Source organism: Brevinematales bacterium, from assembly GCA_026415355.1.
Classification (GTDB): Bacteria; Spirochaetota; Brevinematia; order DTOW01; family DTOW01; genus SKYB106.
Genome location: JAOAHF010000001.1, coordinates 21869 through 37823 on the forward strand (window position 1 = coordinate 21869; position 15955 = coordinate 37823).

At 31.8% G+C, this 15955-nt stretch carries 12 protein-coding genes; 9 read left to right on the top strand and 3 right to left on the bottom strand.

Going from position 1 to position 15955, the window contains the following annotated elements; all coding sequences use genetic code 11:
* The first annotated feature begins 20 nt into the window (after window positions 1–20).
* The 5 genes from N2712_00125 (at window position 21) to N2712_00145 (ending at window position 6297) form a co-directional block, all read left to right on the top strand.
* Window positions 21–2015: a DHH family phosphoesterase gene (locus tag N2712_00125; protein MCX8028390.1), complete on the top strand. Its 1995-nt coding sequence runs from the start codon at window positions 21–23 to the stop codon at window positions 2013–2015.
* Entirely contained in the window at window positions 2008–3180 is a 1173-nt protein-coding gene (locus N2712_00130) for a DUF1577 domain-containing protein (protein MCX8028391.1), read from the top strand. The genes N2712_00125 and N2712_00130 overlap by 8 nt, the downstream gene beginning before the upstream one ends.
* 470 nt (window positions 3181–3650) lie before the next feature.
* Window positions 3651–4949, top strand: coding sequence for a phosphopyruvate hydratase (gene eno, locus N2712_00135; GenBank protein ID MCX8028392.1), 1299 nt, complete (start codon window positions 3651–3653; stop codon window positions 4947–4949).
* Window positions 4950–4959: 10 nt separating this feature from the next.
* Entirely contained in the window at window positions 4960–5151 is a 192-nt protein-coding gene (gene rpmI, locus N2712_00140; GenBank protein MCX8028393.1) for a 50S ribosomal protein L35, read from the top strand.
* Window positions 5152–5163: 12 nt separating this feature from the next.
* Complete coding sequence (locus N2712_00145; GenBank protein ID MCX8028394.1) at window positions 5164–6297, top strand: hypothetical protein; 1134 nt, start codon at window positions 5164–5166, stop codon at window positions 6295–6297.
* Window position 6298: 1 nt separating this feature from the next.
* Here the strand turns inward: N2712_00145 and N2712_00150 are convergent, their stop codons facing one another.
* Window positions 6299–6850 (bottom strand): flavin reductase family protein, encoded by a 552-nt coding sequence (locus N2712_00150; GenBank protein ID MCX8028395.1) that lies wholly within the window; start codon window positions 6848–6850, stop codon window positions 6299–6301.
* Window positions 6851–6863: 13 nt separating this feature from the next.
* Entirely contained in the window at window positions 6864–7472 is a 609-nt protein-coding gene (clpP, locus tag N2712_00155) for an ATP-dependent Clp endopeptidase proteolytic subunit ClpP (protein MCX8028396.1), read from the bottom strand.
* Between the two features lie 174 nt (window positions 7473–7646).
* Between clpP and N2712_00160 the strand changes: the two genes are divergently transcribed.
* From N2712_00160 to mtnA, 3 genes are read left to right on the top strand one after another with little or no spacing between them, the layout of a single operon-like run.
* Window positions 7647–8546, top strand: a complete 900-nt coding sequence (locus N2712_00160; GenBank protein ID MCX8028397.1) for a branched-chain amino acid ABC transporter permease — start codon at window positions 7647–7649, stop codon at window positions 8544–8546.
* A gap of 9 nt (window positions 8547–8555) precedes the next feature.
* Window positions 8556–9272, top strand: a complete 717-nt coding sequence (locus tag N2712_00165; GenBank protein ID MCX8028398.1) for a hypothetical protein — start codon at window positions 8556–8558, stop codon at window positions 9270–9272.
* Window position 9273: 1 nt separating this feature from the next.
* A complete protein-coding gene (gene mtnA / locus N2712_00170; protein MCX8028399.1) occupies window positions 9274–10284 on the top strand; it encodes an S-methyl-5-thioribose-1-phosphate isomerase in 1011 nt (336 codons plus the stop codon).
* Here mtnA and N2712_00175 read toward each other — a convergent pair.
* Window positions 10261–11916 carry a DUF115 domain-containing protein gene (locus N2712_00175; GenBank protein ID MCX8028400.1) on the bottom strand — a complete coding sequence of 552 codons (1656 nt, stop codon included), beginning with the start codon at window positions 11914–11916 and terminating at the stop codon, window positions 10261–10263. The genes mtnA and N2712_00175 overlap by 24 nt on opposite strands.
* 541 nt (window positions 11917–12457) lie before the next feature.
* Between N2712_00175 and N2712_00180 the strand changes: the two genes are divergently transcribed.
* On the top strand, window positions 12458–15940 hold the full coding sequence (locus tag N2712_00180) for a PEGA domain-containing protein (protein MCX8028401.1): 3483 nt from the start codon (window positions 12458–12460) through the stop codon (window positions 15938–15940).
* The last annotated feature ends 15 nt before the right edge of the window (window positions 15941–15955 follow it).

The window sequence follows — 15955 nt, forward strand, 5'->3', positions numbered from 1 at the left end:
GTTTGATTTATAATTTGTGTATGAATTCATACAGGATCGACATAATAAGAAAATTTCTGAATGATAAGAATCTATTAAGTAGTGATTTTGTTGAATTACTTGATAAGATGTTTGAAAAGCTTAGTGATGAAGATCTTTATTATACTCTCAATCCTTATTATTCTTCTTTCTTTTCGCCTTTTGAATTTAGAGATATGCCAAAAGCTGTTGATAGAATAATCAAAAGTATTCGCAAAAATGAAAATATACTTATATTTGGAGATAAGGATGCTGATGGAGTTTTAGCAACTTTTATGTTGAAGAAATTTTTAGAAGACTTGAAGAAAAGGTTAGGTTCTGTTTCAGAGATATTTTACGAAGTTCCGGAGGGTAACGATGTTTATGGTATTATGCCTGAAGATGTTGAGGACTACTATGGTAAAGTTTCTTTAATTATAACTGTTGATAATGGTATATCTGCTGTTGATGCAATTAGAAAAGCGAAAAAAATGGGTATAGATGTAATAATAACAGATCATCACGAGTTACACAACAAGGATATATTCGATTATGCATATGCTGTTATAAATCCTAAAGTGGATAAAAAAGAAGGTGTGTATTTGTCTGGAACTGGTGTTGTATTTTTCTTGATACTTGGATTGCTTATATATGAAGAGTATGGAGACGTAAGGTTGAGTTTTATATTTGATGTGGATGATAAGATTGAGATTGTAGATATCATAAATTTTGTTCCTAGAGTTAGGATATTTGACACACAGGAGATAAAAAAATACTCTTCCAAGAAGATTTTTGTTTTTATAGATGAAAAACATTTGAGTAGAACTCTCAAAATTGTACCTAACTTAAATGAAATAACTTATCAATTTATATATCTTAGGAGAATATGTGAAAAGTTTAATGTGAAGTTTAGCAGTCTAGAAAACCTTTATGAAAGATATATGATACCAAACTTTTATGTCTATGGTCAAAGGTTTTCTAAGCTTATATTCATCTTACACATATTGGGGAATACTCGTATAAAGAGTTATATAGATAACTTTAGTCCAATAGTTGGTTTATCTGTTTTATCTGACAGTATGCCTTTTATATCTTACAACAGATTTTTTATCAAGAATGCTGTAGAAAGGATATCAAAAATTGAAATTGACAGTATTAAGTATGTAGTTTCGAAGGTTATGAGTGATAATGCGGTTACTTATAGAAGTTTAGTTATGTTACTAGTTCCGTTTATAAACACTCCTGGTAGGATGGGACAGACTAAGAGAATTATTGAGCTACTTATAGAAGGGGATTTAAAAAAGATTGAAAGCCTTGTTTCAGAGATAAGCAAATTAAACGATCATAGGAAAAAGGTGGTATCTGAGTTTATGAATGTTTTTTCAGAGAAAATAAAGTCCGAAAGAGTTTTTGTTGGAACTGATATAGACAAGGGGGTTATAAGTCTTATATCGACTAGAATATCAAGTGAAGTTAATTATCCTATTGTTGTTATGAGTAATGGTGGAAATGGAGATGTTTTTTCGGGATCTGCTAGGTTTAATAAGGGAGATGTGTTTTCCATTATTAAAATGCTTTCATCTCATCTTGAAAATTTTGGTGGTCATAAAAAAGCAGCAGGTTTTGTTATAATGAAAGATAAAATAAGTGACTTCATACAAGAGTTTATGAGAATAGATTATACAAAGTTTTACGATAAGCTAATTCCTTTGGTTAGGATAAGTATAAATTACTTCTATAAAAACTATTCAAGGCTTTTGTATTCAATAGAACCTATGAACGAGGAGTATAAACCTATTATTGAGGATGTAGTTGTTATAGAAGACTTTAGAAAGTTATATAATGCCTACCAAGTCAAAATAGGTGGTGATTGGTTTAACACAACAATTAACGAAGATTCAATTAGAGAGTTTGTTGGTAAAAGGGTGATAATTATATATTCGTATGATATTAAGTTTGATGTTAGACTTCAGAAAGATATTTTTATCCCGAAAATTTTGGAGATAAAGGATGCTTGATGAGGGTATCTTTGAAAGTCAAAAAATAACTGCTTTTTTGAAAAGATTGAGAACAATAAATGCGGTAATTGAGGTGATTTATCAAAATACAAAAACAAAGGCTTCGATAAGATATGTAGGTGATTATAGTTTTGAAGTTTATTGCCAAAATCCGATAGAGGTAAATGATCCTGTTATAGAATTAGAGTTGCCTTTTGAAAATAAAATTTACCATATAAAAACTGAAGTTTTGAATAGGAGAGACAATGTCTTGCTTCTTATGATGCCAACTAAAATAGATGTATGGACTAAAAGAAAGTTTCCGAGAAAAAATGTGTATGGTAAGCTATTTATTAGTATTTCATTTATAAAGCCAATTGATTACTCTATGGTTTCTGAAAGAAATGAAATTCCCGATAAACTTAAAAATATAAAAGATGAGCTTGATAAGGATGTACCTGATCTCAAGATTATAGTGAGTATGGTTCTAAAAGAAATAGAGAGTATTGCTGAGAAGTATGACTTCGTGTTTTACAAAAGAGGTATGACTTTGCCTTCATCTGCTTTAGTTAGCATGTACTTTAAAAAACCCCTTCTAGTTGAAGATACTTCAAATCTAGAGAGTTATATTACTGCATATGAAGGGTTTAACATAATAACCTATGGAGATTATATGAGGAAAATGTCTTGGAATGATGAAAAGGTTTTGGAACAAATAAAGAAACTGAGAGCAACATTTCTGGAACAGAATGTTAAAAGTTTTTTATGTATTCCTATAAGGGTTATAGATGACATAATAGGTTTTATATTTTGTAGAAATTCAAGTAGAATGTTTTCTATAAAGGATGTTCTTTACATAAGTGCTTTAGGTGATGTAGTATCTGAAGCTTATGTTAAGAATAAAATTAATTCTCTTAAGAACACAGGAGAACTTCAGTTTCCTGTAATAGACATAAGTGCTGGTGGTGTTAGATTTGAGGTCGACGGTATAATAAGTAAATTGATTAAAGTTGGAGATTCAATTAGGATGTTTCTAAATATAGAAGGTAGAAGTATTCAGACTATTTCAAAGGTACTTAGGATAGATACAACGAAGAATCTAAGAAAATTGTGGGTTGCTACTATGTTTACATTCATAGCACCTGATGATCAGCAATTTATATTATCATATACATCAAAAACTTAGATTATTTGAGCAATATTCGTTTTTAGGAATTTGGTTTCTGTAATTGTGATAAATTTTTGTGTTCTTATCCAAGTGTGTGTTTGTTCTTGAGTTTACCTAGGTTGTAGAGGAATTCCGGTTGAAATTGATTTAGATGGTCTACTCTTGTTTTCTGGAATTTTTAGAAAAGTTTAGTGTTTTTTGCAAAAGAGTATTCTAAATATAAATTATTCAAAAAATTCTCAAATCTTCTTCTCACAATTCTTACTATGTCCTACCTTGGCTAAAAGTTGTAGGTTATACTTTACTTTTACTTCTTTCTTCAAGCTACTTCTTACACTATATTATCCCATAAAATGGTAGCTTTTTTGAGAATAATGTTATCGATAAGGTTGTAAAAGTAACCTCTGTATTGATTTTATGTTTTTGGAATTTGATAAACGATTTTTGAAAGTCTTAAAATAAAATTCATAATTTATGAGGAGGTTTACATGGCTGATGTTATAGTTGATGTCATTGGTAGAGAGATACTTGATTCAAGGGGTAATCCTACTGTTGAGGTTGATATTGTGCTTGATAGTGGTATTGTTGGAAGAGCGGCAGTTCCATCGGGTGCTTCAACTGGAGAAAATGAAGCAGTTGAATTGAGAGATAACGATAAGAGTAGATATCTCGGAAAAGGTGTTTTGAATGCTGTTAAGAACGTTAATGAAGTGATAAAGAATGAAATTGTTGGTATGAGTGTCTTTAGGCAAGTTGATATTGATAAAAGGTTAATAGAGCTTGATGGTACTCCTAATAAATCAAAACTAGGTGCTAATGCAATATTGGGAGTCTCCCTAGCAGTAGCGAAAGCAGCTTCTAATCTTCTTGAAATACCACTTTATAGATATATAGGTGGTACCAATGCTAAGGTTTTACCAACTCCTATGTGCAATGTACTCAATGGTGGAAAACATGCAGATAGTAATGTTGATTTTCAAGAATTCATGGTTGTTCCAACTAATGCTCCTTCCTTCAGAGAAGCCATAAGGATAGCAGCTGAGACATTTCATGCTCTGAAAAAGGTTTTATCCTCAAAAGGATTGTTTACGGGGGTAGGTGATGAAGGTGGTTTTGCCCCTAATCTTTCTTCAAATAGACAGGCAATTGAAGTTATTATTGAAGCAATTGAAAAAGCAGGATACAAGCCAGGAAAAGATGTATATTTAGCACTTGATCTAGCGTCAAGTGAGTTGTATGATACATCTAGAAGAGTTTATGTACTCAAAGGAGAAGGTAAAGAGCTTACTTCTGAAAAAATGGTTGATCTGCTTGAAGATTGGGTGAAGAGCTATCCTATAATTTCGATTGAGGATGGTATGTCGGAACACGATTGGGATGGATGGAAAATGTTAACAGATAGAATTGGTAAAAAAGTTCAATTGGTGGGCGATGATTTGTTTGTTACTAACACTAAGATATTAAGAGAAGGTATACTGAAGGGTATAGCAAATTCAATACTTATAAAGGTTAATCAGATTGGTACTCTAACTGAAACTCTTGATGCTATAGAGCTAGCAAAACAAGCAGGATATACTTACATAATTTCTCATAGATCAGGTGAAACAGAGGATACTACTATAGCTGATCTTGCAGTTGCAACGAACTCAGGACAAATAAAAACCGGATCTTTGTCAAGGACTGATAGGCTTGCTAAGTATAATCAGTTGATAAGAATTGAAGAAGATTTAGGAAGTAATGCTATATACAAAGGTTTAAAATCTTTCCAAGGGCATCTTTTTGAGTAAGGGGTAGAATATGCCTAAGGGCAATAAACCGAATACTTCAGCACAAAAAAGGTTTAAAATAACAGGTACTGGTAAAATCTTAAGAAGACAAGCAGGTATGAGACACCTTCTTTCTGATAAGTCAAGGAGAAGGAAAAGAAGGCTTAAAAAAGAAGTTGAGTTAACATACGGACAGGCAAAAAGGTTGAAGCACCTTCTCTAGAATATATTCCTTGTGAATTATATAGTACCATCGGAGATTAGAAAATCAATAATAGGAGAGTTAGTTGATCTTAACTCTCCTACTCTTATTATAACTCCTAGCTCGATTTCTGAAAATTTAACTTCGTTTCCTTTCAAAGTTTTGACTCCTAAAAATCTTACTCAATTCAAAGAAGATGCTAAAAACTTTAAGATAGTTATACTTGATCCTGAATTTTTTTACCCATTTTCACCTATATTTCGTAGTAGTATTAGGGGAGTCTTTGATTTTATAAAATCATCTACTTTCAAGGAAGTAATAACTGTTTCTTGCTCCTTGCCTGTTAAAACTATAAGGAAATTTTTAAGAGAAGTAAAAGGATCAACAAAAAGTGTAAGAGTAATCACAGATTTCAACTTTGGAATCGATGTTAGATATTGTGATAGCAAACTAGATATACTTGAGTATTACTTGGGGAAATATGATGATTTACTTATTGTGTGCAGGGATTTAGATCAAGCAAATTTTATATACAACTTTGTTACACAGAGTGGTAAGAAAAGTTTTTTTATGAAATATACTGATTTTGATTTGAGGAAAGTGTTATTGACTAAGTACAAATCATGTGGAGGTATTTTTGTTATACCTTTTGAGTTTAAAGTTTTTTTGAAGGATTTGGAGTTTGAGAATGTAATTTACGTAAGGTTACCTAAAAGTATTCAAGAGTTTATTTTTGATACTATATACATTACTTCAAAGGGATATACTTTTTTGATATCTGATAAGGATGAGGAGATATTCTTAAAGAGAATAAAAAGATCCCTATTTTATAGGGATTATTATTTGGACTTTCTGAATTTTCTAGGTTTTAAGGGTGATAGAAAATTTTATTTGGAGAACTATTTCCACTCAAGAATTAGTTTGAAAAGTGTTAAATACTGTGAAGATGATGTATGTAAATACTTGTCGGGTAGGTATATTAAGTATGAAGAAGCTGTTGATATGCTTATAGGCAAGGGGGATATGTATTTGAGTAGGGGATTTGGTATTTTTCGAGGAGTAGATAAAAGTGAGGTTAGAAGTAAAATAAACTTACTGATTAGTAATGGGCATTTAGGGCTTAAATATTTTTATGTTGATGGTAGTATCATTAAAAAGTTATACTAGACTATTTCTTTATTTCAACCAAAAATCTGGTAGTACAGAAATAGTTAGCACCTGCATGATGTATAAGTATGATATCTTTTTCTTCTAATAACCAATGATCTGAAAAGAGATCTTCTTCAACAATTGCTCTTCTTGCTTCACCCATTATCATAGCGTGTTTTTGCATAGGTACTATAGATTTGACTATAAATTCAACATTAGCTACACAATTGTCGAGTATAGGCACTTGAGTATACTTGCCTTTTGAAAATGGGATATTAAACTCTTTGAATTTATCTCTATCTCTTCCTGATACAGATCCTACTTTTTTTACGATGTCGAGTATTTCTGCTGTTGGAGTATTGAGTGCAAACTCACCTGATTTATCTATTAGTTCGAAGGTAAAGGAAGATTTATCGAGAGATATCATCACTAGTGGTGGTTCTTTCTCTACAGGAGTTATCCAAGCAACAGTTGATACATTTTTTATACCTCCGTATCCTACGCTTACTAATTGTACATTTCCTAAGTTAAATATTCTGCTTGTTAGATCTATAGGTAATTCTTTCTTCATACATTTCTCCTAATTATGTTCTTTTTGTTAGTATTTCATCAATTATTCCATATTCTCTTGCTTCTTCGGGAGACATATAGAAGTCTCTGTCAGTATCTTTTTTGACTCTTTCGATTGGTTGTCCTGTATGTTTGGCTAGTATTTGGTTTAATAAGTCCCTCATTCTCAAGATTTCTTTAGCTTGAATTTCAATATCTGTTGCTTGTCCTTGAGCTCCTCCTAGTGGCTGATGTATCATAATTCTTGAGTGTGGTAGAGCAAATCTTTTTCCTTTTGTTCCTGCAGAAAGTAATACTGCTGCCATGGATGCTGCTTGTCCTACACATATTGTAACTATGTCAGGTTTTATATATTGCATTGTATCGTATATGGCAAGTCCAGCTGTTACAAGTCCTCCGGGGCTGTTTATATAGAAATGTATGTCCTTGTCTGGATCTTCAGCTTCCAAAAAAAGAAGCTCTGCTACTATTATATTAGCTACATCTTCAGTTATCTCTGAACCCAGAATTATTATTCTGTCTTTTAGTAGCCTTGAATATAAATCATATGCTCTTTCACCTTTACCTGTGTTTTCAATAACCATGGGTATAAGATAAGATTTTTCTCTTATTGTGTTTCTCATCAATTCCTCCCCAATTCAGAATAAAAATATATAATAAATATCTATGTATTTCAAGTTAATTTCCCTAGAAATGATTTCTTATGTTTGTGTTAGGTTTCTGATTGAAAATTAGATCAATTTAGTGTTGTTTTAGTTAGAAATCTTCGATTTTGTATATTAATAATTACTACAACTATGTTGGACCTTTTGATATCTCAGTTTTTTAACGGTGTAACACTTGGGGGTATATATGCTCTTATAGCGTTAGGTTATACAATGGTTTATGGAATTTTGTTTATGATAAATTTTGCTCACAGTGAAATTTTTATGTTAGGTGCGTATGTATCTCTTGGAGTTTTTATACTATTGTCTTCTCTTACTGCTGTGTTTGGAGTTGTGCTACCTTTAGCCGTTGTAGTTGCAGCGATTCTTGTTGGGGTAGTTGGGGTGGTTATAGAACTAGTTGCTTACAGACCTTTAAGGAATTCGCCTAGGCTTACACCACTTATAAGCGCTATTAGTGTTTCTATCATACTACAGAATATCGTTTTCATATTTGTGAGTAGTTATGCAATACCATATAGCCAAATTGCTGATCTGTTTCCAAAGGGTAGTTTACTTGGTTTTGAATACAAAGGCCTTATAATTACTGGTATAACTTTAATTTTAATGTTAGTTTTAGCACTCTTCTTATCTAGAAGTAAGTTTGGCATAGCTATAAGGGCAACATCTCAAGATAGAAATACTGCTAGTTTAATGGGTATAAATGTGAATGTTGTTATATCTCTTGTTTTCTTTATTGGTGCTTTTTTAGGAGCCGTAGGGGGATTCTTCTACGGAAGCTATTACTCAATGATAAGGTATGATATGGGTTTTATACCTGGTGTTAAGGCTTTTACTGCCGCAGTTGTTGGTGGAATAGGTAGTATTCCAGGAGCAGTTGTCGGGGGATTTTTGATAGGTATATTTGAAGTTTTTGCTGAAAGCTATATATCTTCGGCGTACAAAGATGTTATTGTTTATTCGATTCTTATTATTACTCTTCTAATCAAACCAGAGGGACTTTTAGGTGAAAAGCATGTTGATAAAATTTGAGAGGTTGTTATGAGAAGTAATGCTTGGCTAAGGAATGTCAGTTTTTTAACAGAAGAAGAAATATCAGAGATGGTATTTAGGAAGCTCCTGGATAAAAAGAATTTTACTCTACTGTTGCTTGATACAAATTTGTTGTACAGTTTTATTTTTGATAACGATTTTAATAAGTCTTTGCCTGAGAATACTATAATAGTTCCTTCGACAAAGTTTTCAAAGTTTATTGTTTCAAGATTGTTAAATTCAAAGCCTACTGCTATTATCAGGGAGCCGTCTACTGTGTTTAAGTTGATAAGGAGTATATCAGATTACCACTACAGAATATTGATAATAGAAAGAAATGAGAAAATTGTATTAAAGTTCAAGAAAAATATTAAGTCTTCTTTAAGAGATTCTAGTCTTAACATAATAGGTATATATAATATATTCGGCTATAAAAATAGGAGCGAAAAAATGGAAACTATGAGAAAAATATTACCTGATTTAACAATAGTAGGTACTAGCATTGTTAAGTTTGTAAAGTTTTTGAAGAAAGATAGTGATACTTATGGTGATAAAAAACTTTTAAAAGAATCTTCAATCATATTTTCAAGTAGAGGCGTTAAAGGAATAGCAGGGGTTGGAGGAATTTTACAGGTTTTGGTTGATTTGAGAAATTTTTTGAAGTCAATTCCTATTTTTTTGTGGCTTTTGAAAGAAGAAATTGCCAGATTATTAAGAGGTTTGTAAGATGGAAGTCATTAGGTACCATGATGGAGTTTTAACGCTACTTGATCAGAGGTATTTGCCTGAAGAAGAAAAGTACTTTGAATGTAGGACTGTTGAAGATGTGGTGTATGCTATAAAAGAGATGGTTGTTAGAGGTGCACCACTCATTGCTATTGCTGCGGGATATGGGGTTTGTGTGGGACTAAAACAATATAAGACGTTGAGTAAACTTGATTATATCTTGGGCTCTTTGAGACAAGCAAGACCAACAGCATATAATATATTTAACATACTGGATAGACTTGAAAAAAAGTTAGAGTTATTACGCTCAAAAGATTTTGATACCGCTTTTAAACTTTTGGAAAAAGAAGCTAAAGGTATTCACGAAGAAGATAAAAAGCTTTGTTTGAGAATAGCTGAAAATGGGCAAAATGTATTACCAATTAATGCAAATGTGATAACAATATGTAATACTGGTATGCTTGCTACAGGTGGTATTGGTACTGCTCTTGGAGTTATATATAAAGGCTTTTGGAGTGGTAAAGTAAGGCATGTTTATGCCCTTGAAACAAGGCCCTTATTACAAGGAGCAAGACTTACTATGTATGAGCTTATGAAAAATAATGTACCTTCTACCTTAATTACGGATAGTATGATATCATTTCTATTTGCTAGTGAGAAAATAGATATAGCACTCGTAGGTGCTGATAGGATTGTAAAAAATGGTGATACAGCGAATAAGATAGGCACATTCAACTTGGCTGTAATTTGTAAACACTTTGGGATACCATTCTATGTTGTTGCTCCATATACTACTATTGATTTTAATCTGGAACGCGGAGATCAAATACCAATAGAGGAAAGAAGACCTGATGAAGTTAAGTACTTTAGACAGCAACTAATAGCTCCAGTAGATTCAAGAGTTTGGAATCCTTCATTTGATGTAACTCCATCTGATCTTATAACCGGTATAATAACAGATAAGGGTATTTTCAATCCAAACGAAATATCAAAAATAGGTTCTCTCATATAAATTCTTTACATATAAAATATCTTCATTGAGTTTAGCGAGAAATTCTTTTTCGGTGTATTCCCTTAATAAAATGTTTTGTAATCCGATCTCAAACAGATATTTCAAAAATTCATTTTTTGTGAGAGTGTCAACTACACCATAAATGCCATTTCCCTCGTATTTGTTAAATACTTCTTTGATTGATCTGTGTATGAATCTTATCACATTTTCATAACCTTGAATTATATCTATTGATATTAGATTTCTCTTTATGTTTTCTATTCTTTCCCTTCTAGAAGAGAAATATGATTGTTTGTTTATTTCCGAGTTGATGTTATTGTTATCTATTAAGTTACTAATTTCTGTGCTTGTATTTATGTTGCTAGATGTTTCGGATTGTATTTTAAGTCCATTACTTGATGTATTGATTAGTTTGATATTATTTGTAGTAACGTATTTTTCGATCCATTCTTTGAAAGTTAACATTCTGGGATCTGTGAATACAGGAGTATTAGTTTTTGACAGTCTTAATATTAGTGGATATTTTGAGAGTATGTACCAGGGATCGTAAGTATTGAAGATGTTTGATGTTATAAACTTGCTGAGTTCGTAATAATTTCCTTTAGAGTATATTCTTAAGTTTGGGAAACAGAAGTCCCCCCCTATGAGTATTATATTTTTTGCACCTAGCTTGTTAGCAAGGTCGATTGAACTACATATTACAGATCCGCCAACTAGAATATCTCCTTTATCTAGATTAAAGTTATCTTTGAGTAATGTCCACACTTTCAAGGGTGAGTTAAACATGAATATGTTATTATAGGGAATAAATTTGTATATTATTGGAGGATAGAGAGTGTCTACAACAAATAAAGTATTGGTATAATTTTTCTTGATTAAGTTGTATATTACATTTCTCATTTGAGGATCTACTGATACTACTATATCTGGTATTATACCCATCGAAATAAGGTAACTAAAAGAGGTGTCAACCGATATAATTATTGAGTTTCTATACAAGTTTTTTAAGATATCTTTATTTTCATCGAGTGAAGGTCCTGCTCCTACAACTACTACATCAAACTCATTAAAAGTTCCAAAAAGTAATTTAACAGGTTTGGCTTTTACAGAATTCTCAAAAGAAAGTATAAAATTCTTAAGCCATAGTCTCCCAAAGCGTATTAGTGTATTCCTGTTTATCTCTAGATTATGTATCGTTTCATTGATAATCTTTTCAAACATGTGTATTTCAAATAGGGATTTGTATTGAGGATTTATATAATAGTCAAAGTATCTTATATCGGAGAGTAATGATTTTAGTTTTTCAGTGGTTTCTACCAATTCTATTTTTATATTACTGTTACTCAATAATCTTTTGAAATAAGGGTTTGATAAAACAGTTTCGTATATTTCTCTAAGTGGTTCTATAACTATTACAGTTTTGTCTGGGTTGTTTTTGGATATTTCATAAGCTAGGTATGGATTACCGATTCCTGTGAGTAAAATTAGGTCATTTTTTATGTTTATCGATTTTGATACTTTTTCGGCTTCACCTAGGGGTGAATACCTTGATGATAGATATATCTCTCTTCTATCAAGTTTTACCTTTATTATAGGGTTGCCGTCTCTTGAGTTTTCTACTTTAACTTCCATAGTAGTTATGATTTTATCCTAATTTGATCTTTACTATCAAAAATATGGATTTAACCTATGGTATTTCTTACATTTGATTGTTTTAATTAGGGAAATATTAGGAGTTTTTGTTTGGGAATGCTATTTATCTTTAGTAGTATGGAATGAACTCAAAATTAATAATTTTTGTTTTAAACATAAAAAAGTTCCTTTCTGAATCATCTAAAGACAGATGTGAAAAGTATTTTGTTAGAAGTTACGTTTTATGTTTAGTTGGATACTTATGATGTTAGTTATTTTACTTGCTTTTCATAAGAAAAGTGATACTTAGTACTTATGTAAGGAAAAATGTTGATGAAGTTAGCTGCTTTAATGTGCCTTGGGTTATGTATTTGAGGTGGTTTAGTGTGATGAAAGCTATGACTGATGAGTTTAAATACTTTTAGTAGATGCAAAGGTAGGTAAGGAAGCTTATGGTTAGCGTGGTATTTTATTATAAATTATTGAAAAAACTTTGAAAATGTTTATAATATTCTAAAAATAAAAGATACTCGGAGGGTATATGAAGGATGTAAAAGCAGTTACAAATTTAATCTTTTTAGTAGCAATTTTGTTTGTTTTGGGATTAGGATATGTTTCATTTGCTAATGTATTGATTGTGAGTGAATCTCCTATTAAGGGCAAAGTTCCTTTATCAGCAGAAGATACCGACTTTGTTAATACTCTTACCACATATGCTCTTAATGATTTATCTGATGTTTTGCCTTTTTCTTATATTGATGTTAGGGCATCTCAAGATTGGTATAATTCTATAGTTGACTTGATAAACGCAACTAATACGAATGTGGTGATGGTAAAAGGTAAACCAAGTGTACCAAAACCATTACCTAAAATAAATATAACTGCTCTCAATCCAACAACTATTTCAACTCTAACTCGTGCTATATCGGATATAAAGGGTGTTATAGTGTCTTCGTATAGTGTTTCAGGTAATGTTGTAAAAGTAGTTATTCAGTATCTTGATCAGACAGGTAAAGTTATTAACAGGAAGAATATTGATATACCTATATCAACACTTAGGGATAGAGATACTGTTTTACTACAAGTTAAAGAAAATATTGTTGATTTACTCAACGCTTGGAAGTTTTATTACTACGATCCTAAGAGGACGGCAACAGTTAATATCTCGGTAAAACCATCTCCCAAGGATTTAAATATAACAGTTAGACCTGATAACATCCAACTCAAACCTGGTAAAAATACGATAAGTGAAGGTGAATATACTCTTATATTGTCTGCTTCGGGTTTTCAAACTATTGTTACGAATGTAGTTGTACCAGCTGGTGGTAATATCAACCTTAGTTTTAGCCTAGTGCCTTCCGTTAAGATCGATAGTCCTGTGCCATCTGGTGGTGTGTATATAGATGCTAATGTAAAGGGTGTAAGTTTGATAATAGCAGAAGGTAATGTTGTTGGTACTACTCCTTTGTATACAAACCTTACAGAAGGTATAAAGAATGTTATATTCCAGCAGTCTCCTACTACATTACTAAAAACAGTTCAAATAGAAGTAAAACCTAATCAGCTTAATTACTACTTTGTGAACCTTGAGAGAGTTGGAGCAGGTGTTAATATTATAGCAGATAATGGTGCATTTGTTGTTATAAATAGAAGGCTTGAAGGTGTGATAACAACAGGTAGCTACTCAAGAAGTTTGGGCAAAGGTATTCATACGATAACTGTATTTAAGAATGGTTTTGAAGCATTCAGAACTAATGTTAATATAACATCTGACGAAAAAGTTACGTTGAGAGTTTCTCTTACGCCAAAGAAAGTACCAGTGTTTATAGTTACTCCTCAAAGTAGAGAAGTTGTAGTATCGTATCAAGGTAAGAATGTTGGAGTTGTTCCATATACATTGAGACTTGAGCAAGGTCGAGAATCAAGAGTTGATATACTAGCTCAAGAGTTTGGTTTTAACAATTCGAGTTTTTCAGTTTTACCTTCAATGACGAGAATAAATACTATAGTTCAGAATTTGTCACCTCTTTATGGAGATTTGTTAATACTTACTGATCCCATAGATGCTGTAGTTAAGGTAGATGGTAGGGTTATGGGTAAGACTGGATTAGATGGACTTTTGTTAAGGAGTATCTCTGCGAGAAGATCATTTATATTCATCCAGAAAGAAGGTTATAAAGCTATTAAGACCAACTTTTATATACTACCTAACATCCAAAACTCTTTGTCTTATAAACTGAAGGAGGCACCGATTAAGTTATTCATTAATACCCTTCCTGTTCAAAATGTAAGTATATATATGAATGATGAATATTATGGTGAAAATGATGGGGTTGTGAATGTTGAATTGGGTAATTTTGTTATGAAACTTCTGAAGAGAGGTTATAAAACGATATATACTAATGTTTCTTTCCCAGATAAGATTGATACCGTAATACCCTTGACATTTCAAATGGTTACAGGGTTAAGTGAAACTGAGGTTTTGGAACAGGTAAACAGTAATATTTCTATTATTGACAGTTTAATAGCCAATGATAATTACCTAGATGCGTATAATTTGATTAAGGTTGCAAAAGATCAAATAGTCCTGTCAGGGTATACTAATAATTCTCAAGAATTGCTGAAACTATATAATTTCGTCCTATCGAAAGAGAGACAAGTTTTACCTAAAGTTGAGTTTATACTTCTTTCTAAAGAAGCTGACGAAACTATTTCGAAAGTAGATTCCTTCTCGAAAGTTGGTGTATTTGACGAGAGCATAAAGATTATAACTAATTTTCTCAAAAAAGTTGATGCTTCAACACTTTTGGATGATAGTAAGTCTCAGATAAGATCTAGAGTCAGAGATAAATATAGAGAGATAGCGCTAAATGTATTGTATTCTAAAGTTTCAAATGCCATAGCTCAAGCGAATAGGTTAGTTTTGAGGGGTGAAAAGTCTGCTGCGGTAGGAATCTATGATGATACTGTTAAATCAATAGATGAATTTAAAGTTGATTTCCAAGAGGTTGAAAGTGAAGCAAACTTCTTGAGGGATAGTATTTTGTCAAACTATATACCTTTAGGTATTGAAGTTTTTAGTAACAAAGTTGAAATAACAATTATAACGGTTAATGACCTTGAAAATAAGAAAAACTATTCTAATGCTATTGATATATTGTCTTCTGCGATAAAGGATATAAAGTTATCAAGGTTGTATTACTTAGATGAAATGAAGAGATTTGAAGCTAAGCTTAATGAGAGGTTTGAGGAATTAATTGGGAAAATATTTGAAGAGGAATTTGATATAAAGTCAATGATAAGAGAAGCTATAAGGTTAGCAAATCTAAAGGAATATGATTTGGCAATCAGAAAGTACAAGGAGATAATAGACTTTATAGATAGATCAAGATTTAAAGATAATCCATACGTTATTAAACTAAAAGATCAGATTATAACTGATATAGTTACACTTGAGCAAGAGAAGGGACGAGAAGAGGAAGAGAAAGCTAAAAGGCTTAAATTACAAGAGGAAATAGAAAAGAAAAAGAAGGAATTGCCTTGGTGGGTTAGGATGACGAGAGCTTGGACTGGTGTAGGGCTTGAATTTTTTGGTACTTTACTTATACCTAACGGTATGGATTTTTATACAACAAACATGAATATACCAGTAGGGACAAAAATACATGTTTCTTTCTTGCCTATACTTGGTCTTTCATTTGGTGGATATTATAATGTTAACTCTGATCAGGTTTCGCTAAGATCTGCGTATTTAAGGTATTCTGGTTTTGGGCAAATGGTCTTGAGGATACCAATAGTTAAACAATTCTCGCTGTTTGGTGCTTTTGGAGTAGGTTTGGGGCAACTTGTGAATGAGCCTCTAAAGTTTAGATTAGGACGAGACTATATCATGAATGCGGGTGTTGATCTCAAGTTTAGTTGGTTTGGTATTAGATTGTCTTACGATATGGCTTTCTATGATGACTTCACGAGAAATCAACTAGGTGGTAGTTTTGGTATAATACTCTGGGCTACTGAAGATTAGTTTCGCTTTGAGGGG

What these genes read in the sequence shown, in the direction of transcription:
- N2712_00175 (MCX8028400.1), bottom strand. Translation starts at nt 11,916, where the DNA reads ATGGAAGTTAAAGTAGAAAACTCAAGAGACGGCAACCCTATAATAAAG.
- rpmI (MCX8028393.1), top strand. Translation starts at nt 4,960, where the DNA reads ATGCCTAAGGGCAATAAACCGAATACTTCAGCACAAAAAAGGTTTAAA.
- N2712_00165 (MCX8028398.1), top strand. Translation starts at nt 8,556, where the DNA reads ATGAGAAGTAATGCTTGGCTAAGGAATGTCAGTTTTTTAACAGAAGAA.
- clpP (MCX8028396.1), bottom strand. Translation starts at nt 7,472, where the DNA reads ATGAGAAACACAATAAGAGAAAAATCTTATCTTATACCCATGGTTATT.
- N2712_00150 (MCX8028395.1), bottom strand. Translation starts at nt 6,850, where the DNA reads ATGAAGAAAGAATTACCTATAGATCTAACAAGCAGAATATTTAACTTA.
- eno (MCX8028392.1), top strand. Translation starts at nt 3,651, where the DNA reads ATGGCTGATGTTATAGTTGATGTCATTGGTAGAGAGATACTTGATTCA.
- N2712_00160 (MCX8028397.1), top strand. Translation starts at nt 7,647, where the DNA reads ATGTTGGACCTTTTGATATCTCAGTTTTTTAACGGTGTAACACTTGGG.
- N2712_00125 (MCX8028390.1), top strand. Translation starts at nt 21, where the DNA reads ATGAATTCATACAGGATCGACATAATAAGAAAATTTCTGAATGATAAG.
- N2712_00130 (MCX8028391.1), top strand. Translation starts at nt 2,008, where the DNA reads ATGCTTGATGAGGGTATCTTTGAAAGTCAAAAAATAACTGCTTTTTTG.
- N2712_00180 (MCX8028401.1), top strand. Translation starts at nt 12,458, where the DNA reads ATGAAGGATGTAAAAGCAGTTACAAATTTAATCTTTTTAGTAGCAATT.
- mtnA (MCX8028399.1), top strand. Translation starts at nt 9,274, where the DNA reads ATGGAAGTCATTAGGTACCATGATGGAGTTTTAACGCTACTTGATCAG.